Here is a 14,708-nt window from a genome sequence, read left to right as displayed (position 1 = left end):
GTCACACCTCTTCCAATTCCAACTTGAGCGGCTGTGGTTTGACCTACCTGAATGGTAGTCATTCTATTGTTGGTATTTACCGCTGCCGGGGTAGTCGGGGGGATGTTGGGAGTTACCGTAACTGGGGTAGTCGGGGGGACGTTGGGAGTTACCGCTGCCGGGGTAGTCAGGGGGACGTTGGGAGTTACCGCTGATGGGGCTGTAGGTCCCCCTGGCAGAGTTACCCCACTCAGAGAGCCGACCGGAACTGGCCCTGCCAGGACAAAATCCGCACATATAGAAGAGGTCAAACAATAACCCCACACGAAAGTAGCAGCAAACAAATTAAATCGTTTCATAACACCTCACACAAGTTAAGTTATATATGCAAATAGAACCTGATTTGATCCGCTAAGGTTCCTGTGACTAATATTGCTATTATTCCAGTGTTAATCCTCTTACAAGATTTCTGCCCAGGTATGCAGTATTTTTATTAACTCTACTCTTAATCAATCAGTTCCTGATTTCATAAATTTATTTTTTTTGAGAGAATAATGCTATATTGTTATGGTGGGCTTTTGTGTGTAGTAGATAGTTACCCTAAAATGGTTGTTAATGGTACTAGTAGTAGATATATGATTACAGTATGTTTCAACATAAAACTTAAACTAAAACCTATTTTGTTAACGACTGCAATTCAAAAATTCTTATTTACACAGATAATAAATGATAGTCCGCTCTCTACTAGAACGGTTTTCATCTTATTTACCCACGATGCCAGATTCGATACTCTCCTGTTCATCTGAAGGCAAAACCCAGAGGTGGAAGATTTTATGATCTTATGGGTGCGTCTTAAGCCAGGATAAGGCTAATGTTATCAAGTCCAAGAAATGTAAAAAAACTAACAAATAAAATCATACCCTGATCTTAAGACAAGGCCAAGACCAGATATGGTTTAATTTATTTACTAAGTAAGATATCAGTTATTCTTCAGTGAAACAATCAAGTATAAGATAATTTTATATTATCTTCACATTCATATAAATATGACTGTATTTCTTTACCTAAAGAATATATAAGTATCAATGCTAACCTTTGCATGAGGGATAGCTGGCTTGTTGATCTGCCATCTCCAGCCTTATTTATTAAGGATATAATCATATTTTTTAATAAAACTTCAACTTTGATTTAAGTTTCCATCCTGATAGATATCAGGAAATTTGAGTGAGTTAATTTAATTTATTTAGTTGGTGCTAGTTGCTACTATTCTTTTTTCCCAAGAGAAAAAGTATCTAAAAATACAGAAGTTTAGGCTGAGTAAATAGAAGATAAGTCAAATTTATGGCTGAGTTGATGGAGGTTGTTCCCACAACCTACCGTCATTATGCCTAATGTTGTGGGAACAGAGGTACTAAATTTGTACTATTATCCATGCTTTATAGTGTTAATTTCACCTCAGAGTTGCCAGTTGAGGCGATTGTGGGTATCCAAACATGATATTAGAGGATTAAAAATTCCGGGAATGAGGGTAGATTTTTTGGGTAATAATATGCTATTTCCCTAATACAATTATCAAAAATGTTTACAAGTGTACCAATATTTTCCTAAACTCCTAGTTAGGTTATTTGCAAGTGATGCTTGATCAACCAATGTTTAGTTTGGGCGTTAATGTGTAGCGCCTAAACAGTTTGTTGTCTTCAATGTATAGGGTGTCATTTAAACTCATGTACCAACAAAAATCGACAATTAAAAATAGGCGATTATCTGGGAAATACTACGCTAAAAAAAGACCATTTACCGGAAGATTAAAGCAATTTAACTTAGCTATTAAGGGGCTGACTCCCAGTTGGCAAGCCTGTTTACCCTTAGCTTGCTTGATTGTTTTGGCTTGGGGTTATGTAGCAGTTGCTCAACCACCAGAGTCGGGGACAACAGAAATAGGAGAACTTAAGGTTGCTCTAGATACTCTTTGGGTGGCGATCGCCGCATTTTTAGTATTCTTTATGAATGCTGGTTTCGGGATGTTAGAAACCGGTTTTTGTCGTCAGAAAAATGCCGTTAACGTTCTAGCTAAGAACTTAATTGTATTTGCTCTAGCGAGTATTGCCTTTTGGGCAATTGGCTTTGGTATCATGTTTGGCGACGGTAATAACTTCTTAGGAACCTCGGGGTTTTTCCTCTCAGGAGCAGATAACAGTCCTTTAACAAAAGAGGCTTATCAAGGTGTGTTCAGTTCTCTGAGCTGGGCGGGTGTACCTTTAGCGGCCAAGTTTTTATTTCAACTAGCCTTTGCGGGAACTGCAGCGACAATTGTTTCCGGTGCAGTAGCAGAGAGAATTAAATTTTTTGACTTCTTAATCTTCAGCCTTCTACTGGTAGGTATTGCTTACCCCCTTACCGGACACTGGGTATGGGGTGGTGGTTGGCTAAGTCAATTTGGCTTCTGGGACTTTGCAGGTTCTACGGTCGTCCACTCGGTAGGTGGTTGGGCGGCTTTAATGGGAGCTGCATTTCTCGGACCACGGATTGGTAAATATCAAGGTGACGAAGTTTTGGCTTTACCAGGTCACAACATGAGCATTGCTACCTTGGGCTGTTTAATTCTCTGGTTGGGTTGGTTTGGTTTTAACCCCGGTTCCACCATGGCCGCTGATGGTAATGCGATCGCGCACATAGCTCTAACAACTAACATGGCCGCGGCTGCAGGTGCAATTGGTGCTACAGGTACAGCTTGGATTTACTTAGGTAAGCCCGACTTATCAATGATCATCAACGGTGTTTTGGCTGGATTGGTAGCAATTACAGCTTCTTGCGCCTACGTTGGTATCCCCGCTGCGTTACTCATTGGTTTCATTGGGGGAGTAATTGTAGTTTTTGCAGTCACACTATTCGATAAAATCCGTATTGATGACCCAGTGGGCGCTACCTCAGTTCACCTTGTTTGTGGTATCTGGGGAACTCTAGCAGTAGGTCTGTGGTCTGTAGGTCCTGGTATTTATTCCTGGTATGGTGAAGGTGCAGGCCCAGCAGCGGGTTTATTTGCTGGCGGTGGTTTAGGACAGTTCTTGATTCAACTAGTTGGTGTTGTGACTGTGGGTGGGATGACAGTTCTTCTGAGTAGCATCTTTTGGCTGATACTCAAAGCTACTTTAGGTATCCGGGTAACTCGTGAGGAAGAATTAGAAGGTTTAGATATTGCTGAACACGGTATGGAAGCCTATACTGGATTCCTCAGAGAAACTACCCCTACGGGATTTCCTGAAGGACACGGGTCACCTGAAATGTCAGGGGATAAATATTAAGATTTTCACTAATTACCCGTCTGAGAAGTGGCGGGTTTTTTTCTGCCCAATTTTGCACCTCTTGCCTCTGGGGATTTAAAATCACTATGGAAGGTCTGCCTAGAAAATCAATTATATTCTAGGGTTAGACATAATAAATAGTAATTTAAGTTGCAAATCCAATGGATACAAAAGCTTTTAAAAGAGCGCTCCAACATTCGGAAAATTATAATCGTAAGGGATTTGGTCACCAAGCGGAAGTCACTACCCAGCTACAATCTGAGTATCAAAGTGGTTTGATTCAGGAAATTCGCGATCGTAACTACATTTTGACACAAGGCGATGTGACTATCCGCCTCGCCCAAGCCTTTGGTTTTTGCTGGGGTGTAGAACGCGCCGTCGCCATGGCTTATGAAACCCGTCAGCATTTCCCCACTGAACCCATCTGGATCACTAATGAGATCATTCATAATCCCTCTGTGAATCAGCGCATGCAGGAAATGAATATCAAATTTATTCCTCTAGAGGCTGGTCAAAAGGATTTTTCCGTAGTGGAAACTGGTGATGTGGTCATCCTACCGGCGTTTGGAGCCAGCGTTCAAGAAATGCAAATTCTCCATGACCAAGGTTGTAAAATTGTTGATACAACTTGTCCTTGGGTGTCGAAAGTTTGGAATACAGTTGAAAAGCACAAAAAAGTTAATTACACATCCATTATTCACGGTAAATATAAGCACGAGGAAACAGTTGCTACTAGTTCTTTTGCGGGCAAATATCTGATTGTGCTCAATTTGCAACAAGCCCAGTATGTTGCAGATTACATTCTCCATGGTGGCGATCGCCAGGAATTTTTGCAAATGTTCGCTAAAGCTTGTTCAGCAGGATTTGACCCTGACCGCGACTTAGAAAGAGTAGGTATTGCTAACCAAACCACGATGCTCAAAGATGAGACTGAGCAAATTGGTAAGCTGTTTGAGCGGACTATGATGCACAAGTATGGAACTATTGAGTTAAATCAGCATTTCCAAAGCTTTAATACCATCTGTGATGCTACCCAAGAACGTCAAGATGCTATGTTAGAATTAGTACAATCAAATCTAGATTTGATGCTAGTAATTGGTGGGTTTAATTCATCGAATACAGCCCAATTACAACAAATTGCCTCTGAAAAAGGTATTCCTTCCTACCACATTGATTGTGTGGAACGAATACATTCAGCAGATGCTATTGAACATCGACAGTTAAACGGGGAATTAGTGATCGACCAAAGCTGGTTACCTGATGGTAAAATCGTTGTAGGAGTGACTTCTGGTGCTTCTACACCCGATAAAGTAGTAGAAGACGTGATTTCGCGTATTTTTACATTAAAAGCAATGCTATCAGCAGTTTAAGTAACTTCTACATAGCAGATACCCGACTGATCAAAGAGGTCGGGATCTATTTCCTTGAACTACTCATAATTTAGGTAAAATTTCGGGTAATAACGAACCTGGAACCTTAGATAAACCGAGATTTTGCCCCTCTATTCCCAATTTATTGTGGAAAGCACGAATTGTTTTCACAATATAAGTCAAGGTTGTCTGACGAGCCTCTGGTTGTTGAGCAAACCCATTTATAGCGTGCAAATGATGAGTTAATGCTGCCTCTAAGTGTTGTGAAATTGTAGATTGAGCACCAGTAAAATAACTATCCATAACCAGCTGATAATGAGCTAACCCCAAATTATTGTGAGCAGCAAACAAATCAAAACCTAAATTATTACCCCTAAGTGAGACAGCCAAAGCAATAGCTTCATCATAAGCTGCAATAGACAATTGTAATAAATTTTGTCGTGACTCTTTAGTTGTTTGAGCTAAGTTGGCTAAATGCCAGTAAGCAGTGGCTAGATTATTTTGGGTCGCAGCACAAGCGCCAGGCGCCTTAGCTGGAGTCCGGTATTTCAAAGCTTCGTGGTAGACATTAATAGCTAATTGCAGGTTTTCTGCCGATTCTTCGTATTGCGCTAAATTCCAGTAGGCAGTACCGATATTATTCTGGATCATACCATGCTTCAATGGTTCCTGTTCGGGGCTGTACTGGGCTAAAGCCTGACTGTATAAAGCGATCGCTTTTTTAAAATTGACTACTGGTTGATTGTGTTGCGCTAAATGCCAATAAGCCGTACCTAAGTTATTTTGGCAAGCAGCATACTTTAACGATTCCATCGTGGCTGCACCATAACGTAGCGCTTCGCTGTAAGCTAATACTGCCTGTTGCCAATTCTCTGATGGGTTTGTAAGACGAGCTAAATCACTGTAGGCAGTACCGAGATTATTTTGTAGGCGTGTATGGGTTTCTGGTTTTTCTTGGGGGGATGTCAGCTTTAAAGCCAAATGATAAAATTCAATTGCCTGCTCTATATACGCTTTGCTATCACCTGATGGATGGGGGGTGCGGTATAGCATCCAATAGAGTGTACCCAGGTCATTTAAAATCTCTGGTGTTTGAGGTGATGTTTCATCATAGGCGATCGCCTCCTGATAGGCAAGGATTGCCACCATCAAATTTTCTGAACTTGATTTTCCCTGTTCAATGCGTAAGCGATATAAGTTTCCTAAATGATGATACAGTCTTGCCAATACCTCAACGGAGGCTTGTTGTGAGTGTAGTTCTTCAATTTCTAAAAGGATTTCTTGCAGTTGTTGGTGATCGTCTCCATTTTCACCAGGACTGGTGTTGATTGTTGTTATAATCAGTTGAATTAACTGCTTATTAATATGGGAGAATGAAAATTGGTTCAGCTGGTTGCCTTGACTGGATTGATCACCAGATTTTTGTTGTTCCTTTCGAGCCTTGAATGATTTGGAGTTTTCCTTTTTACCTGGGTGATTCGTTGGTGATTCCACCGGTAAATCTAAATCATCCTCAAAATTTAATTCCCGGGCGGATGTACCGTAGGTTTCGGATTCCATTACTGATTCATCCAGAACAGATGGGTTAATATCTTCTAAATCCCAATTTCTAGGACTGGAGGAACTTTCCGGAACAGCTTGACTTTGTGTACTTGGTGTTGGCTCTCCTGCAAACACAAACACACCGGTACGCCAACGCCAAAACTGTGGTGCTGATTCCTGAATAGCAGATAACCAAGGACGCGTTACCCATAGCAACAGGCTCGTTTCTAAAAATAGACCAGTCTGTAGACTAGAATAATTCTCATCAGTTAAGCGCAGATAGTGTAAAAATAAGCGCTGTATCGCCACCGGTTGCTTGGTTAATTGTTCCACACCTACAATCTGAAACATAGGTATTGGTAGTGGTTTACCTGGTGTATCTTTTGATGTACTTACAATGGGTGGTGGGTAATTAGATAACCATTGATTAACATGATCTATAGGATTAGGATCGTTGAGATTCAATCTTAAGGTGACTAATCGCGGATAAGCTGAAGTACTACTTTCATAACCATCTACAGGCTTATATAGCACCTGCCCAACTGGATAAGCTAAAGTAGAATGCAACCGTGCTGCTACTTGATTTCGTAAGTTGAGATTATCACTAACTGCCAAAAAAACTTGTCGTCTTAAACCAAGACTCAGGGCAATTTTTAGACGATTATAGACTTTTCGATTCCAAGTAAAATGATCGGAGTGTGTAATGTCATTCACGCTCATGGCGGCTAAAGAGCCAAAATATCGTAAACATAGATTTGACAGGATGTATAGCAGCAGATAGACAAAAATAAATTATGGCCTTTAATCTGCTCAGGATTTATCAAGGATTTGACTTTTTGTCAAATGTTTAGTATGTATTTATATTAATTCCACATAATAATATATATGATTATAACAAATTATCACAAAAATTGACTCTACCAGGATTTAGTGTTAGCTATATAGGGGGATTTTTCCTTAATGTTCTAAGTATACAAGTATGGAATTAAAAGTGACCAACTCACATCACTAATGGACTGAGCTAGCCAAGGATTATAAAATTAAAGATTTTATAATGAAATTGAAAAAATCTTTTAGTTAACTGACATGAGAAACAGAGAACGAAACAAAAATTAAACCAGCAACCAAAATACCGGCGGCAATTCCTAAAATGATATAGGTAAGCTTTTGCTCGTTTGTGGGAGGTTCTGCTTGGTAAACTTTTGGTTCATTAGCAAAATTATTCAAACGGCCGCCTTCTTCGTTGGTATAGGGCATAAATTAATTCCTAATGATGGTCTTTTATTCGTTTTATGTTACATAAACGCTATATTCGGCTCTCCTATTAATATACAAATCGTTACATTAGGGGTTCAATATCATCCAGAACCCCCAATTCTCCATTGCTTATTCCCTATTCTCTAATTACTAATTGTTCCCGTCAGAGGTGAGCTAGCACTAGCGTAGGTTTTCAGGGGCATTCTGCCAGCCAGATATGCTAAACGCCCGGCTACTGCTGCTAAATTCATGGCCTGGGCCATGGCTGGAGGGCTTTGGGAAAGAGCGATGGCACTATTAATTAATAAGGCATCTGCACCTAATTCCATAGCCTGGGCTGCTTCTGATGGTGAGCCAATGCCCGCATCTACCACTACTGGTATCCGGGCATTTTCAATGATAATTTGAATATTAGCAGTTGTTTTCAGCCCTTGTCCCGAACCAATGGGAGACGCTAAAGGCATAACTGTAGCACAGCCAACATCTTCGAGGCGGTTGGCTAACATGGGATCAGCATTGATGTAGGGTAGTACAGCAAAACCTTCTTTTACTAGCTGTTCCGCCGCTTGTAGCGTGCCAATCGGGTCAGGAAGTAAATATTTAGGATCAGGAATGACTTCTAATTTCACAAAATTGTTATCTTCCTGTCCCAACAGTTTCGCCATTTCCCGCCCCAAACGAGCTACGCGAATGGCTTCCTCGGCAGTTTCACAACCGGCAGTATTAGGTAACATCCAAATTTTTGTCCAATCCAGGGCTTCAGCTAAACCCTCATGTCCAGGGGCTTGAGTTTGCACCCGTCTAACTGCCACAGTGACAATTTGACAACCACTAGCAAGAATACTTTGCTGCATTTCTTGAATGCTGCGATACTTACCCGTTCCTGTCATCAAGCGGGATTGAAAAGTTTTACCGGCGATGACCAGTGGTGAATCTGTAGAGCGGTAATTGGTCTGATCTTCAATAGGGAGCAGTGAATTGGGAGAATGACTGACCTGAGAGAAGTTAGCTGAGTGGGTAAACATGGGGGTAAAGGTAGATGACTGGCCATGAAAGCGCGAATAGTGGAAATTAGACAAGATCGGATCATATTTTTGCTGACATATCAAATCAGCAATTAATGCCGCGGTGATGGGTGCAAGCAGTATGCCATTACGATAATGACCTGTAGCCAAAGTTAAATTTTGACAGTGGCTACCCCCTAAAATAGGTAACTCATCGGGTGTAGCGGGACGAAATCCCCACCAGAATTCCTGGATGGGATAATCTTGTAATTGGGGATACAGTCTAATGGCTTGTTGAAGTAAGGTTTGAATACCTGCGGGGGTGTTGTGGGGCGTAAAGCCCACATCTTCATTGGTTGCGCCAATGATTATAGAACGGTTTCGCCTCGGTACAATATAAATATTCTCTCCGAATAAAACCCGTGTTAGGGGCAATTCTGGGATAAATTCTGGTACTCCCACCCTCAGCATTTGCCCTTTGCGAGGACGCACAGGTAATGGTAATAATTCAGACGACCATGCACCTGTAGCTAAAACATAATGGGCAGCACGAATTATCCCTGTATTTGTTCTTACGCCAATAACTTCACCCTGCTGTTGTAAAAATCCTTCGACTTTCACCTGGTCTTTGAGTTGAACACCAAGGGATTGGGCAGCTGTCCAGAGTACATTTGCCAAAGCACGATTATCAACTTGTCCGTCCTCAGGATACCACCAACCACCAACTACTTCTGCTGTTAATCCTGACTGATATTGGTGAATTGCTGCTTGATCTCGCCAGTATGGGGACTGATGGGTGGGTATTCCCAAAGCATCTACTTTGTCCACTTGTCCTTGATAAACTGGCGCTAATATCCCACAAGGCCAGTAACCAGTATTTAAACCGGTTAATTGTTCGAGTTTATCAGTCCAGTCTGAATATAAGGCACGCGATCGCCGACACAACAAGCCCATGGCGTGATTGTCGATCTTTTCCGCATCTGGTGCTAACATCCCGGCTGCAGCCTGGGTAGATGCAGCCTGAAAATTACGGCAAAGCACGGTAACTGAGGCTCCGCGCAACTTCAATTCCACGGACAGGCTTAAGCCAATGGCACCGCCACCAATAATTAAAACGTCACTAGTAGTCATTAGTCATTTATCATTAGCTATTTACAATTAGTACATAACTAATAACTCATAACTAAACCATCATACCCTCATCACCCTGAAAGACTATCCAGCTTTACCACAAAGCTCGAATAGGTCGCCGACTTGTTGTGGTAGGGGAAGAAGAAGTACCTGACTGGACACCTGTACTTCTGCTACTTGATAAAGTCTCAGAAGTTGAAGATGAATCATTACTTCTGGAAACGCTAGTCCTGGGAGGGGGAGAAAAACTATCCTGAGCAACGTCACCCCTGCTGGGAGTGGGTCTATCGTTACTTGTGCTCATGCTAGGAGAAGAGCTATTAACGTTAATATTAGCAGGGAGTACCCTTGATGTTCTGCCATCAGGAACATCATTACCTGCGGTTTCTTGTCCACCTATGGGAAAGTTGATACCCAACAATGTACCAACCAAAATTGCCAAGCCTCCGCCCATGAGAATTAGTGGAGTCAATCTACCCATCTTAATCTTTATCTCCTTTTTTAACCTAACCTTCTGGTGTCCATAGGATTTGAGGACTAAATAGAATCAGCTCGAATTTTGCGAATTTCACATCCCCCATTAGCTTATATTGACTTTTCTTAGGCAGTGCCGTTGTAGGAGAATGGAGAGGTGGGCTGCTAGCTTTGTGTGAAACCACCGGCAGTCGCTCCTGGGTGGAAACCAAAAACATCACACTGCCTGTCCTTTAGGTCGGACACCTTACCTTCTACCTTGAACGCTCAGTTACCACAAATGGGAATTCCTCCCCCAGTGATTACCTTAGTACCCGCATTGTAGAGGTGAATACTCTTGAGGAGCAAAATTAGACCTATATTGATCTACCACAGTAGAACTCAATTGTCTTACCTTGAGAGCTTCAACCTTGGGCATACCTGAATTCCCAAATTTGCCTTTTGTTATATATTGACACATTGCTACTCATTGTCTCCCAAGTCGCAGTTTTATGACCACAGACCCATCACCTCAACTTTGGCTATATGACACCACGCTAAGAGATGGCACTCAGCGCGAAGGTCTATCACTTTCTATAGAAGATAAAATACGCATTGCCCGTAGACTAGACCAGATGGGAGTTCCCTTCATCGAAGGTGGTTGGCCTGGTGCCAATCCCAAAGATGTTGAATTCTTCTGGCAACTGCGCGAATACCCGCTTAAAAAAGCAGAAATTGTGGCTTTTTGTTCCACACGCCGCCCTCATAGTACCGCTAAAACTGAAAGCCTGCTGCAACCAATTCTGAATGCTGGGACTCGTTGGGTGACAGTTTTTGGTAAATCTTGGGATTTACACGTTACAGCCGGTCTGAACACGACTTTAGCAGAAAACCTAGCCATGATTCGTGATACTATCGAATATCTTTGTTCTCAAGGGCGACGCGTCATTTATGATGCAGAACACTGGTTTGATGGCTACAAGCACAATCAAGATTATGCCTTACAGACATTAGAAACCGCGATCGCATCCGGTGCCCAATGGCTAGTTCTGTGTGATACAAATGGCGGTACTTTACCCCACGAAATTAGTCAAATCGTCACATCAGTTATCAGTCATTTGTCATTAGTCACTAGTCAATCACAAATCCCCCTTGGGATCCACACTCATAACGATTCCGGTACAGCAGTAGCTAACGCCCTAGCCGCCGTCATGGCAGGCGCAAAAATGGTACAAGGAACAATTAACGGCTACGGCGAACGCTGTGGTAATGCTAACCTGTGCGAATTAATTCCCAATCTACAACTCAAGCTTGGTTATAGCTGTATCTCAGAACACCAGCTAAATCAACTTACAGAAACCAGTCGTTTTGTGAGTGAAGTCGTCAACCTTGCCCCCGATGAACACGCGCCCTTTGTGGGAAGTTCAGCCTTTGCACACAAAGGTGGCATCCACGTGTCAGCCGTAGAACGTAATCCCCTCACTTACGAACACATTCAACCAGAACAAGTTGGTAACCGTCGCCGCATAGTAATTTCCGAACAATCTGGGTTGAGTAATGTGTTAGCCAAAGCTCGTACTTTTGGCATTGAACTAGATAAAGACCAACCAGCCGCTCGACAAATTCTGCAACGCATCAAGGAATTAGAAAGTCAAGGATACCAATTTGAAGCAGCAGAGGCGAGTTTTGCACTGTTGATGTACGAGGCCTTGGGTAATCGTCAGCAGTTCTTTGAGGTCAAAGGCTTTCAAGTACATTGTGATTTAGTTGAAGGTAAAGAAACTAACAATGCCCTAGCGACGGTCAAAATAGCTGTGAATGGGGAAAACATTTTGGAAGCAGCAGAAGGAAACGGACCAGTAGCCGCGTTGGATACGGCTTTACGCAAAGCGTTGGTCAACTTTTATCCCCAAGTTGCCACCTTTGAACTAACCGATTATAAAGTCAGGATTCTCAACGGACATACAGGTACTACAGCTAAAACACGTGTATTAGTAGAATCAGGCACTGGTTATGAACGCTGGACTACTATAGGAGTTTCACCCAACATTTTGGCAGCATCCTATCAAGCAGTGGTAGAGGGATTGGAATATGGCTTGTTGTTACATCATGTCCAACTTAACCTTGAAAACTTGTAAATGAACGGAAATAATCATTATTACCCATTCCATTTTAGATAACTTCGTTATCTAAAATGGGATAATTCATCGCGTAGTCAGCACAGAAAACAACATTAAACAATCATCTTCTCCATTCCCTATTACCTCTAAGTGAATAGATTCAATGGCTACGCCACGCCAGCTATCACCAGATGTCAGCAAACAATGATCACAGAAATACTTTATTTAGAAATTCCCACACCCGAAAGCACCCCTGTACTAACTTGGCTACAAACTGACTTTGAACCAGGTTTTGGGGAAAAATTGCTGACCCCCGATGGTTTTCGCTTGAAAATACCCACAATCAACAAAAATCCACCGGGGGAAGATACAAAAAAAATACCGCCCGAACTTTCTGTATTCCTCTGGTCAGTACAGCGAACCACTTATCTCAAAGTGTTTCGTTGGGCAAATCAGCCGCCCTATCGGCCTTCAGTCAGAGAAAAAGAAATTCTCCAACGTCTGACTAATCAAATGCGGGAAAAATTTCCCCATAAATATCCTGAACCTCCGGGTATTGATGCCCAAACATCGATTTTTGAGGCACTAGCAACCTCTTACCCCCTCACAGTTAAATATTTTCAGCGCATGCCTAATGGCGAATATGATCTCAATCGTGCCTATTGGTGGGAGCAAAAATGGCGCGAAGGAGTACATAATCCTCAAAAACCCCGACAGGTAGTTTTTAGTGGCTCGCCAGAACCGCAGGGCGTTACATCGTCCTCCTCCCCTATTTATGACTTAATCTACATCGGTGGCGCATTAGGCGTAATTCATGCCGCTGTCATGGCCAAATTAGGATATAAAGTCTTGCTGGTGGAACGTTTACCTTTTGGGCGGATGAATCGAGAATGGAATATTTCTCGTGATGAACTTGAAAGCTTAATTCATTTGGGTTTACTAACACCTACCGAGTTAGAAACTTTAATTGTCCGGGAATACAAAGACGGATTCAATAAATTTTTTGATGGCAATAATCCCCCAAAATTGCGATCGCCCATCTTGCATACACCCACAGTATTAAATATAGCACTAGACTCCGATAGATTACTGCAAATGTGTGGGCAAAAACTACGAGACGCAGGCGGTGAAATCTGGGATGACACAGAGTTCATACGTGCCGATATCAACTCAACCCAAGTTGTGATTACAGTCAAGGATTTACCGAGTCAAAATCAGCAGCAAGTCAGCGGGCGATTGTTAATTGATGCCATGGGAACCGCTTCCCCCATCGCTTGGCAATTAAATGGCGGTCGTGCTTTTGACAGTGTATGTCCGACAGTGGGAGCAGTCATCTCCGGGGGATTTGACCCAGGGGTTTGGGATTCCCAATATGGTGATGTGCTTTACAGCCATGGAGATATTTCTAGAGGAAGGCAGTTAATCTGGGAATTATTTCCGGGATCTGGCGACGAATTAACAATTTATTTATTTCATTACCATGAAGTCAATGAATCTAACCCTGGTTCCTTGCTGGAAATGTATGAAGACTTTTTCACCATCTTGCCAGAGTATCGGCGCTGTGACCTAGATAAACTAGAGTGGAAAAAGCCGACATTCGGATATATACCTGGACATTTTAGTATAGGAAGTAGCGATCGCACCATCGCCTTTGATCGATTAATTGCTATTGGTGATGCCGCATCCCTCCAGTCTCCTCTGGTGTTCACGGGTTTTGGTTCCTTAATTCGCAACTTAAACCGTTTAACAACACTTTTAGATACAGCCCTCAAGCATGACCTGCTCAGTTTCTGCCATTTAAACAGAATTCGCGCCTACCAAAGTAATGTTGCCGTAACTTGGCTATTTTCTAAAGGAATGATGGTTCCCACGGGGAAATTTTTGCCCCCCCAACGGATTAACTCCATGCTGAATACCTTCTTTGGGCTGTTAGCAGATGAACCACCAGAAATAGCAGATAATTTCATTAAAGATAAATGTGATTGGTGGACTTTCAACCGACTAGCACTCAAAGCAGCTCGCAAAAATCCAGCCCTGCTGTTATGGATTTGGCAACTAGCTGGATTCAAAGATATAGTCCGCTGGATGGGTAATTATTTTAATTTTGGTCTTCATTCCTTAGTCAGTACTTTACTGAGTGGATGGTTCCCCCACTTCTTGCTGCAAACTCAACCCTGGCTGGAATCACGCCATCCTGCACTATGGTTCCGGCTCTTGGCGATTAACTACGCCATCGCTGCTGGTAAAAAAGGAACAAAAAATCAGTTAGCACTGAATAATTCAGATGCCATTATTCCCAAATCAGAAGCAAAAATTCTGTAGCTTGGGTGGCAAAGCGATGTAACCCGGGGTAAAGCCAATTCACAAATCTGATTTTGCTCTATTACCCTCGGCTTACTGTTCTCTCAACTGCTATATAAAACCTAGACAAAGCTAGACTTTACTTTCTACTTCAACAGGAGCATGGGAGCGGTTATCCCTGGTGTAGACTTGCACGCCTTAGCCAGACGCGATATTTCTCTTAAGATTTACAAGAAAGACTACCGCTAT

The 14,708-nt window shown here is 42.3% G+C and carries 8 protein-coding genes and 1 pseudogene; 4 read left to right on the top strand and 5 right to left on the bottom strand.

Features of this window, described 5'->3' with window-relative positions:
• Positions 1 to 338: pseudogene (locus tag PN447_RS02325) on the bottom strand (hypothetical protein); the annotation flags it as partial.
• 1,365 nt (positions 339 to 1,703) lie between these two features.
• Here PN447_RS02325 and PN447_RS02320 point away from each other — a divergent pair.
• Positions 1,704 to 3,281 carry an ammonium transporter gene (locus PN447_RS02320; protein ID WP_271760491.1) on the top strand — a complete coding sequence of 526 codons (1,578 nt, stop codon included), beginning with the start codon at positions 1,704 to 1,706 and terminating at the stop codon, positions 3,279 to 3,281.
• A 161-nt stretch (positions 3,282 to 3,442) separates the two neighbouring features.
• Positions 3,443 to 4,651 carry a 4-hydroxy-3-methylbut-2-enyl diphosphate reductase gene (locus PN447_RS02315; RefSeq protein WP_271760488.1) on the top strand — a complete coding sequence of 403 codons (1,209 nt, stop codon included), beginning with the start codon at positions 3,443 to 3,445 and terminating at the stop codon, positions 4,649 to 4,651.
• A 63-nt stretch (positions 4,652 to 4,714) separates the two neighbouring features.
• Here PN447_RS02315 and PN447_RS02310 read toward each other — a convergent pair whose 3' ends face one another.
• The 4 genes from PN447_RS02310 to PN447_RS02295 form a co-directional block, all read right to left on the bottom strand.
• Complete coding sequence (locus tag PN447_RS02310) at positions 4,715 to 6,913, bottom strand: tetratricopeptide repeat protein (protein WP_271760486.1); 2,199 nt, start codon at positions 6,911 to 6,913, stop codon at positions 4,715 to 4,717.
• A gap of 357 nt (positions 6,914 to 7,270) precedes the next feature.
• The gene (gene psb34 / locus PN447_RS02305; protein WP_271760484.1) at positions 7,271 to 7,450 is read right to left on the bottom strand and encodes a photosystem II assembly protein Psb34; all 180 of its coding nucleotides are present in this window, start codon (positions 7,448 to 7,450) and stop codon (positions 7,271 to 7,273) included.
• A 143-nt stretch (positions 7,451 to 7,593) separates the two neighbouring features.
• Entirely contained in the window at positions 7,594 to 9,585 is a 1,992-nt protein-coding gene (thiO, locus tag PN447_RS02300; RefSeq protein WP_271760482.1) for a glycine oxidase ThiO, read from the bottom strand.
• Between the two features lie 94 nt (positions 9,586 to 9,679).
• Positions 9,680 to 10,066, bottom strand: a complete 387-nt coding sequence (locus tag PN447_RS02295) for a hypothetical protein (protein WP_271760480.1) — start codon at positions 10,064 to 10,066, stop codon at positions 9,680 to 9,682.
• Between the two features lie 484 nt (positions 10,067 to 10,550).
• Between PN447_RS02295 and cimA the strand changes: the two genes are divergently transcribed.
• A complete protein-coding gene (gene cimA / locus PN447_RS02290) occupies positions 10,551 to 12,176 on the top strand; it encodes a citramalate synthase (protein WP_271760479.1) in 1,626 nt (541 codons plus the stop codon).
• 189 nt (positions 12,177 to 12,365) lie between these two features.
• Entirely contained in the window at positions 12,366 to 14,480 is a 2,115-nt protein-coding gene (locus PN447_RS02285; protein WP_271760492.1) for an NAD(P)/FAD-dependent oxidoreductase, read from the top strand.
• Positions 14,481 to 14,708: the final 228 nt, after the last annotated feature.

Origin of the sequence: Anabaena sp. CS-542/02, from assembly GCF_028331085.1 — a bacterium.
In the GTDB taxonomy this organism is placed as follows: domain Bacteria; phylum Cyanobacteriota; class Cyanobacteriia; order Cyanobacteriales; family Nostocaceae; genus Anabaenopsis; species Anabaenopsis arnoldii.
The sequence above is the reverse complement of the archived record's forward strand: the minus strand, read 5'-3'. Positions and strand labels throughout refer to the sequence as shown.